The organism is Streptococcus sp. SM3, assembly GCF_027497875.1.
Genome location: NZ_JAJNSA010000117.1, coordinates 1 through 7,563, shown reverse-complemented (window position 1 = coordinate 7,563; position 7,563 = coordinate 1). Strand labels below are relative to the sequence as shown.

8 protein-coding genes are annotated in these 7,563 nt (G+C 39.6%); 2 read left to right on the top strand and 6 right to left on the bottom strand.

All coding sequences use genetic code 11. The features are described 5' to 3' along the window. Both PAN06_RS12290 and PAN06_RS12285 read left to right on the top strand, forming a co-directional pair. The coding region (locus PAN06_RS12290) for a DUF4097 family beta strand repeat-containing protein (protein WP_269796453.1) at window positions 1-710 on the top strand (710 nt) is incomplete at its 5' end. A gap of 62 nt (window positions 711-772) precedes the next feature. Further along, entirely contained in the window at window positions 773-1,837 is a 1,065-nt protein-coding gene (locus PAN06_RS12285) for a DUF6574 domain-containing protein (RefSeq protein WP_033687546.1), read from the top strand. Between the two features lie 65 nt (window positions 1,838-1,902). On the opposite strand, the gene PAN06_RS12280 is transcribed toward PAN06_RS12285, so the two are convergent. From PAN06_RS12280 to PAN06_RS12255, 6 genes are all read right to left on the bottom strand, one after another. Then, on the bottom strand, window positions 1,903-2,763 hold the full coding sequence (locus tag PAN06_RS12280) for a DUF4299 family protein (RefSeq protein ID WP_125458040.1): 861 nt from the start codon (window positions 2,761-2,763) through the stop codon (window positions 1,903-1,905). Window positions 2,764-2,884: 121 nt separating this feature from the next. Beyond that, the gene (locus PAN06_RS12275; RefSeq protein WP_004263106.1) at window positions 2,885-3,871 is read right to left on the bottom strand and encodes a rhodanese-related sulfurtransferase; all 987 of its coding nucleotides are present in this window, start codon (window positions 3,869-3,871) and stop codon (window positions 2,885-2,887) included. Window positions 3,872-4,003: 132 nt separating this feature from the next. Further along, window positions 4,004-4,300: a bacteriocin immunity protein gene (locus tag PAN06_RS12270; RefSeq protein WP_004263109.1), complete on the bottom strand. Its 297-nt coding sequence runs from the start codon at window positions 4,298-4,300 to the stop codon at window positions 4,004-4,006. A 56-nt stretch (window positions 4,301-4,356) separates the two neighbouring features. Further along, on the bottom strand, window positions 4,357-5,046 hold the full coding sequence (locus tag PAN06_RS12265) for a CPBP family intramembrane glutamic endopeptidase (RefSeq protein WP_004254912.1): 690 nt from the start codon (window positions 5,044-5,046) through the stop codon (window positions 4,357-4,359). Window positions 5,047-5,281: 235 nt separating this feature from the next. Further along, complete coding sequence (locus PAN06_RS12260; RefSeq protein WP_125458038.1) at window positions 5,282-6,763, bottom strand: ABC transporter substrate-binding protein; 1,482 nt, start codon at window positions 6,761-6,763, stop codon at window positions 5,282-5,284. Between the two features lie 103 nt (window positions 6,764-6,866). Continuing rightward, window positions 6,867-7,563 (bottom strand): carbohydrate ABC transporter permease (locus tag PAN06_RS12255; RefSeq protein WP_269796452.1); only part of this gene is annotated, 697 nt, incomplete at its 5' end.

The following is a 7,563-nucleotide window of genomic DNA, read 5'->3' as shown; positions in this document are numbered from 1 at the left end:
TCACCATCACAGACTCTTTCGATGATCAAATCCATATTTCTTATCATCCATCTATTTCTGCTAACCAAGATCTTGTCACAAATCAAAACGACAAAACTCTAAGCCTCATTGATAAGAAACTGTCTGAAACTCCATTTCTCTCTTCTGGAATTGGCGGGATTCTCCATATCGCAAGTAGCTACTCTAGTCGTTTTAATGAAGTTATTCTCCAAGTTCCAAAGGGAAGAAGTCTAAAAGGGATCAACATCTCAGCCAATCGCGGTCAAACCAGTATCACTAATGCTAGTCTTGAAAATGCGACCATCAATACCAATAATAGCTATCTCCTCCGAATTGAAGGAAGTCGTATCAAAAACAGTAAACTCACAACACCAAATATTATCAATATCTTTGATACAGACCTTACAGATAGTCAGCTAGAGTCAACAGAACATCACTTCCACGCTGAAAATATCCAAGTTCACGGCAAGGTGGAATTAACTTCTAAAGACCATCTCTCAATCACTCTGACGCAAAAAGAAAGCCAACGAATTAATTGGGACATCTCAAGTAACTATGGTTCTATCTTACAAGCTACAAGAGAAAAACCTGGATCAAAATACACAGAATTAAGTAACCCTTACAAAACTGAAAAAGCTGGTGTCAAGGATCAACTCATTGCTAGAGCTGATAATGATATCATTCTAGTATCCACACCAATCAGACGTTGACAAAAGCGCTTACATCTGCTACTATGGAAGCATATTTATCTAACTAAAAAGGAGGTTCTACCATGAAACAAGAATGGTTTGAAAGTAATGATTTTGTAAAAACAACAAGCAAGAACAAACCTGAAGAGCAAGCTCAAGAGGTTGCAGATAAGGCTGAAGAAACGATAGCCGATCTCGATACACCAATTGAAAAAAATACTCAAGTAGAGGAGGAAGTCTCTCAAGCTAAAGTCGAACTTGAAAGCCAGCAAGAAGAGAAAATTGAAACGCCTGAAAACGATGAAGCGAGAACAGAAATAGAAGAAAAGAAAGCATTAGATTCTACTGAGGAAGAGCAAGACCTTTCTAAAGCAACAGAAAAAGTCACTATAGCTGAAGAGAGTCAAGAAGCACTTCCTCAGCAAAAACCAACCACGAAAGAGCCCCTTCTTATCAGTCAATCCTTAGAAAGTCCCTATATCCCCGACCAAGCTCCAAAATCTACGGATAGATGGAAAGAGCAAGCGCTTGATTTTTGGTCTTGGCTAGTGGAGGCTCTCAAATCTCCTACAAGCAAGCTTGAAACAAGTAGCACACACAGTTACACAGCCTTTCTCTTGCTCATTCTGTTTTCTGCGTCTTCCTTTTTCTTTAGTATCTACCACATCAAACAAGCCTACTATGGACATATAGCAACTATGCATAATCACTTCCCTGAACAATTTGCTTCATTGAATCTCTTTTCGATTATCTCTATCCTAGTAGCAACAACACTCTTCTTCTTTTCATTCCTCTTGGGTAGTTTCGTCGTGAGACGATTTATCTATCAAGAAAAGGACTGGACGCTAGAAAAGGTTCTCCAACAATATAGTCAACTCTTGGCAATTCCAATCTTCCTCACTGCTATTGCTAGTTTCTTTGCCTTCTTTGATAGCCTACGATTTACAGCTCTCCTGTGTGTGATTAGCATTGGAATCATTCTGCTTGCCAGTCTCCATATCATTACAAGACCAAGTCAATCAAGTGAAACCGACTCCTTCTATCAATTATTCTTGTCTGTCCTTGTGAACGGAGTGATTATCCTCCTCTTCTTTGTAGCTGAAGTGGCACTGATTGGAGATTATCTTCGTATCTTAGCCTTTCTTTAAACTTTAATTCTGTCTTTCATGGCAGGATTTTTTCTATGTCAAAAAAGCAAGTCACTTGACCTGCTTTACTTTTCTTGTGCTAATACTTTAAAATCTTTGTCTAAGATGGGTTGCACTTCTAATTGATTGGCGTCTAGTTGGTGGTAAGATGCTGATGGTAGTGACTCTAGGAATTTTGCATAGTTCAAGCGGGCAGTGGCTTCATAGTCTTCTGGTTTAGAGCCATCTCCTGTGATTTGAACAAAGTCAATTTCCCACTGGACTTCCTTATCCACCAATTGCTCAATATAGGCTGCAGGTACAAATGGTTCTCTCGGAAAAACGGTCTTGACCCCTTGAGCCAGATGGTAAACACCGTGCACTTGGCCTTCTCCATCCTGATAGAAGGAAACTTTTGCAAAGTAGGCATCTGTCTCTTGAACCGCACGCACACGCGCTTCAAACTGTGCCAAGCCATCTTCTTCTAAAAAGCTTTTCAAGTCCTCATGACTAAAGAAAACAGGATTAAAAATTCCTTGGCAAATCGTAAAACGGGCTGCAGTGTCTGTCAGATGGGCTTGAATACTTGCTTGGAAATAAGCTTCAAAATCAAAACCATCTAGTCCTTCAATCTCAGTTCCTGTATAAGCAAGCAGAGCATCTAAAAATGCTTTGATAATCTGCCAGTCTGTCTTCGTGAGTAGGTCAGGAAGATCGACACGGTAAGCCTTTTGACCATCAGCATAACTGACCTTAAAGAGGAATTGTGATTGCCCCACTATCGCACACTCGATATACTCGAGACGATTAAGAGGCTGACGGAGATAGACAGCATCATAGCTATGTGACTCCAAACCATCTACCAAGGCCAAGACGGACTTGGCAGTCAAAATTTCCTGTTCTCCTAAAATGCTCTGTTTATTTGGAATAAAAAATGTTTTCACCATAACTAAACTCCTTTGAAATCGTTTACATATAGTATACCTTATTTTCCTGAAAGATACAGAAACAAACTTTAGATTTTTGAGTAAAAAGCATAGAAAAACAGCCCCTAAGGACTGTTTAATCTTATACAGTAGCTGCTTGATCCAAGCTTTCACCGATAGCGGCTAGGCGCTCGACAACTTCAGCTTGTGTCAATTCATTTTCTGAAACATAGCGGTTACGTGGGTGAACACGGCACTCATGTGAACATCCACGAAGGTATTTGTCTTCATTTTCTTCTGATGTCAAGATACGACGGTTACAGAATGGATTTCCACAGTTGACATAACGTTCACATGGTGTTCCATCAAACCAGTCTTTTCCTACGATAGTTGGGTTGACATGGTTGACATCAACGGCGATACGCTCGTCAAAGACGTACATTTTCCCATCCCAAAGTTCACCTTGGACTTCTGGGTCCTTACCGTAAGTAGCAATTCCTCCGTGCAATTGGCCGACATCTTTGTAGCCTTCACGGACCATCCAGCCTGAGAATTTCTCACAGCGAACCCCACCTGTACAGTAAACCACGACACGCTTGTCCATGAATTTTTCTTTGTTATCACGGACCCATTGTGGCAACTCACGGAAGTTGCGGATATCTGGGCGGATAGCTCCACGGAAATGTCCTAGGTCGTACTCATAGTCGTTACGTGTGTCAAGGACAACGGTATCTTCGTCAAGAAGGGCTTCTTTGAACTCTTTTGGAGACAAGTAAGCACCTGTTGTTTCAAGTGGGTTGATGTCGTTGTCAAAGTCGTTGTCTTCCAAACCAAGGTGGACAATCTCTTTCTTGTAGCGAACAAACATCTTCTTGAAGGCTTGTTCATTTTCTTCGTCAATCTTGAACCAGAGTTCTTCCATACCTGGGAGGCTGTGAACGTAGTCCATGTATTTTTGAGTTGTTTCGTAGTCACCTGAAACGGTTCCGTTAATTCCCTCGTCAGCGACTAGGATACGGCCTTTAAGGCCGATTGATTTACAGAAAGCCAAGTGGTCTGCAGCAAATTGCTCTGCATTTTCAATTGGAGTGTAAAGGTAGTAAAGTAAGACACGAATATCTTTTGCCATAAGATTTGTTCTCTTTTCTATTCTTAAATTTTCAGAATTTTTCATCTAACTATACTAGTATACCTGCTTAAGAAAACGAATGCAATTTATTTGACTGAAAATTTATAGAAAGAGTCCTATCCCTGTACTTCATCAGTAGCCATAGCGAATAGCTGATAATTCTCTCAATTTTTTGATCTGATCGGCTTGATTTTCTGATAACATCAGCTTATTGTCAATCAACACACGTGAGATGTCAACATTCATTTGACTCAAAATAAATGGAGTAGAGGTCCCATCGTCCTTTAATCGTTGTTTATAAATCACTAACTGATTTTTCAAGGGAGTCAGTTGAGTCGTATCCTCTATATCTTCCAGTAGATAATCAATGATAGTCATGGCTTCACAACGTCTTTCTCTGCCTCCAGCAAACCATTTTAATGTTGTCATTCTCATTTTCCTCCTTAAATTGAAAAGCTATCATTCCTAACTCTCGAACTAATATTTTACCCAAACACCCTATGTAAAAAAGTCAGCAAAAATGGTAATGTCGCGAAAATATTATTAATCACATGCACCGCATAGGAAGGATAAATGCTCTTGGTATAGCGGGTCAAACTAGCAAAGATGATGCCAGATGTTGCAAAGACGAAGATATCTAACAAACTAGGCAGGCTTGAAAAATGAGGAAGAGCAAATAAAATTGACGGAAGAAGCAAATCAAGGCCAAATCTCGAATGCTTAAAGAAGGCGTGTTGCAGTAATCCCCTATAGATTAGCTCTTCCATAAGTGGAGTCAGAAAGAACAAAGTTATATAGATACCCAACTCAGCAAAGTTGGTCCCACTATAACCGATCAATACGGCCCAACCTTCAGCAGTTGACTGAACATGTTTAGCTGTCTGAACGTTAAAAGAGATCTGGAGCACTACCACTAGTACTGTCAAAATCGAATACCAAAGCCATTTTTTTCTTGGAATGCGAAAGAGATAACCATGGCCTGTCTTAACCAGAATCCAAATCATGACTCCACTAAATAGCAAACTCAAGAGATTTTGAATCCAGACGAAATTGCCAATCTGGGAAGAAAATTGCCAATAATTTTGGACAATAAGCGTCAGCTGAGAAAGACCAAATACGAAAAATAAGTAAGAGAAGACTGCACTTATTTTGAATAGAAGTTGATACTTTTTCATGTGAACCCTCCTTTGTAAACTCGGAACATCTCTAATATAAGCTATATTTTCCTAAATCCTTACTCCAAATCCTAAATGCTACTTGAGATTTCCTGAATGGTTAAATAGTGATAAGAAAAACATGGATATCTATGCTCTCTCGTTTCAAAAAATCACTGCCTCCCCCAGACCAACCTGAGGAAAACAGTGATTCAGTTTTTAGGAGTTAGGAATGAATACACGAAATCAATTGATCTTATGATTTTTTGTTTTTCAAGAATTCATCGTATTGTTTTTGCATTTCATTCAATACTTTATCGTAAGCACCTTCAGATTTCAATTTTTCCATCAATTCTGGAATAGCTTTATCTGGATCTACAGTACCAGTGTTGATAGCTGTATCGAATTGTTGCATTGTGTTAGAGATAGCTGAGATTTCAGATTTCACATTGTCAGTGTTAAAGATGAATCCAAGTGCTGGAGATTCTTTAGCTTCAGCCAATTGTTTCTTAGAATCTGCAATTTGTTGATCTGTAACGTTTTCGTTGATGTAAAGGATCCAGTTGTTACCTGTGTTCCATCCACCCATGTGAGTGTTTCCTTTGTAGCCATCAAGGACTTTAACACGGTTTTCTTTACCTGGAAGTTTTTCCCAGTTCTTGCCTTCTGGACCGTATACAAGACCATTCAAGAGTTCTGGGTTAGTGTTCAAGAGGTTCAACACTTCCATTGATTTTTCTTTGTTCTTAGAGTTGTTTGAGATAACAAAGTTAGCAACTTGTGTTGTTTGGTTTTTCTTGATGAAGTTAGTGATTGGTTTGATTTGGATATCTTTGTTAGCAACACGTGAAAGCAAGCTGTTACCGTAGTCAGCTGGTCCTACTGTTTCTTCACGAACGAACCAAGTATCTTGTTGAAGGTCAAATGAAGTATCGCTTGTTGCTACGTCTTTTGGAATGTATCCAGCTTCATAGAATTTGTGAAGAGTCTTCAAGTGTTCTTTAAAGCGAGGCACTTCGTAACGGTTTACAATCTTAGTAGTGTCCCCTTCAAGGTCGATAACGAATGGAAGTCCATTTGGAACTGGGTAGTCAAAGTTATCGGATGGGATGAAGTTCTTAGTAACCGCAAATGGCACTACATCTGGAGCTTTTTCTTTGATTTGTTTCAAGACTGGTTCAAGTGTTTCATATGAGTTTACACCTGAAATGTCGATACCGTATTTAGCAAGAAGAGTTCCGTTGAAGGCGAAGTTTTGAGATGACGCAACGTTGGCTGCAACTGGAACAGCGTAAATTTTACCGTTTACAGTATTACCCTTGATGTAAGCTGGGTCAAGTGCTTTGTAAAGGTCTTTACCTTCTTTTTTGTACAATTCTGTCAAGTCAGCATAAGCACCTTTTTGTGCATTTACAACGTAGTTATCTGCAAAGGCGATATCATAGTTTTCACCAGATGATGTGATAACTGACATTTTCTTGCCGTAGTCACCCCATCCAAGATATTGGATATCCAATTTGGCACCAACTTTTTCTCCGATGATTTTGTTAGCATTTTCTAGCAATTCATCCAAGTTATCTGGTTTGTCACCGATTTGGTACATTTTGATAACAGTCTTATCACCTGAAGCTGAGTCAGCAGCTTTCTTGTTACCTGAAAGGTTTCCACAAGCAGCGAGACCAGCAGCCAAAGCGACTACGCTAGCAGATGCAAAAGCATATTTTTTCCAGTTTTTCATGACAAAAACTCCTTTTTTTATTTTTAAACTTATAAACAATATAATGATTTTAACTTCACGCAAGGGAAGTTGGAAAATGAGAAATGTTTTTTCTCGACAAGCACTATTCTTTCACACCACCGATAGTCAAACCTTTTACAAAGTAGCGTTGGAAGAATGGATACAAAATCGCGATTGGAAGGGTTGCGACCACAACCATGGCCATACGACCTGTTTCTTTTGGTAGAGCAACTCCCAGTTGACCAGATAGACCGACTGCTTTTGCAATGTAGTCCATATTTTGTTGGATTTGCATGAGCAAATATTGCAATGGATACAAGTTGTCACTCTTGATGTAAAGAAGGGCGTTGAACCAGTCATTCCAGAAACCAAGAGCTGTCAAGAGCGTGATGGTTGCGATACCTGGTAGTGACAATGGCAAACAAATTTGGAAGAAAATCCGGGCCTCACTAGCACCATCGATACGAGCGGATTCTAGAATAGCTTCTGGAATGGTCTTCTTGAAGAAGGAACGCATCAAGATGATGTTAAATGGTGAGAGAAGCATTGGAACAATCAAGGCCCAAACTGTATCACCAAGTTGAAGTAAACGAGTTACCACGATATAGCCTGGTACCAAACCAGCGTTGAACAACATACTAAGAAGGGCAAAGATCGTAAAGAATCTGCGATACTTAAAGGTTGTCCGTGAAATGGCGTAGGCATAAGTTGTTGTGATAAAGACATTTGTCAATGTCCCAACTACGGTTACAAAGACTGAGATGAAGAGGGCTTGGAGGATTTTATCCTTAAACTGTGCC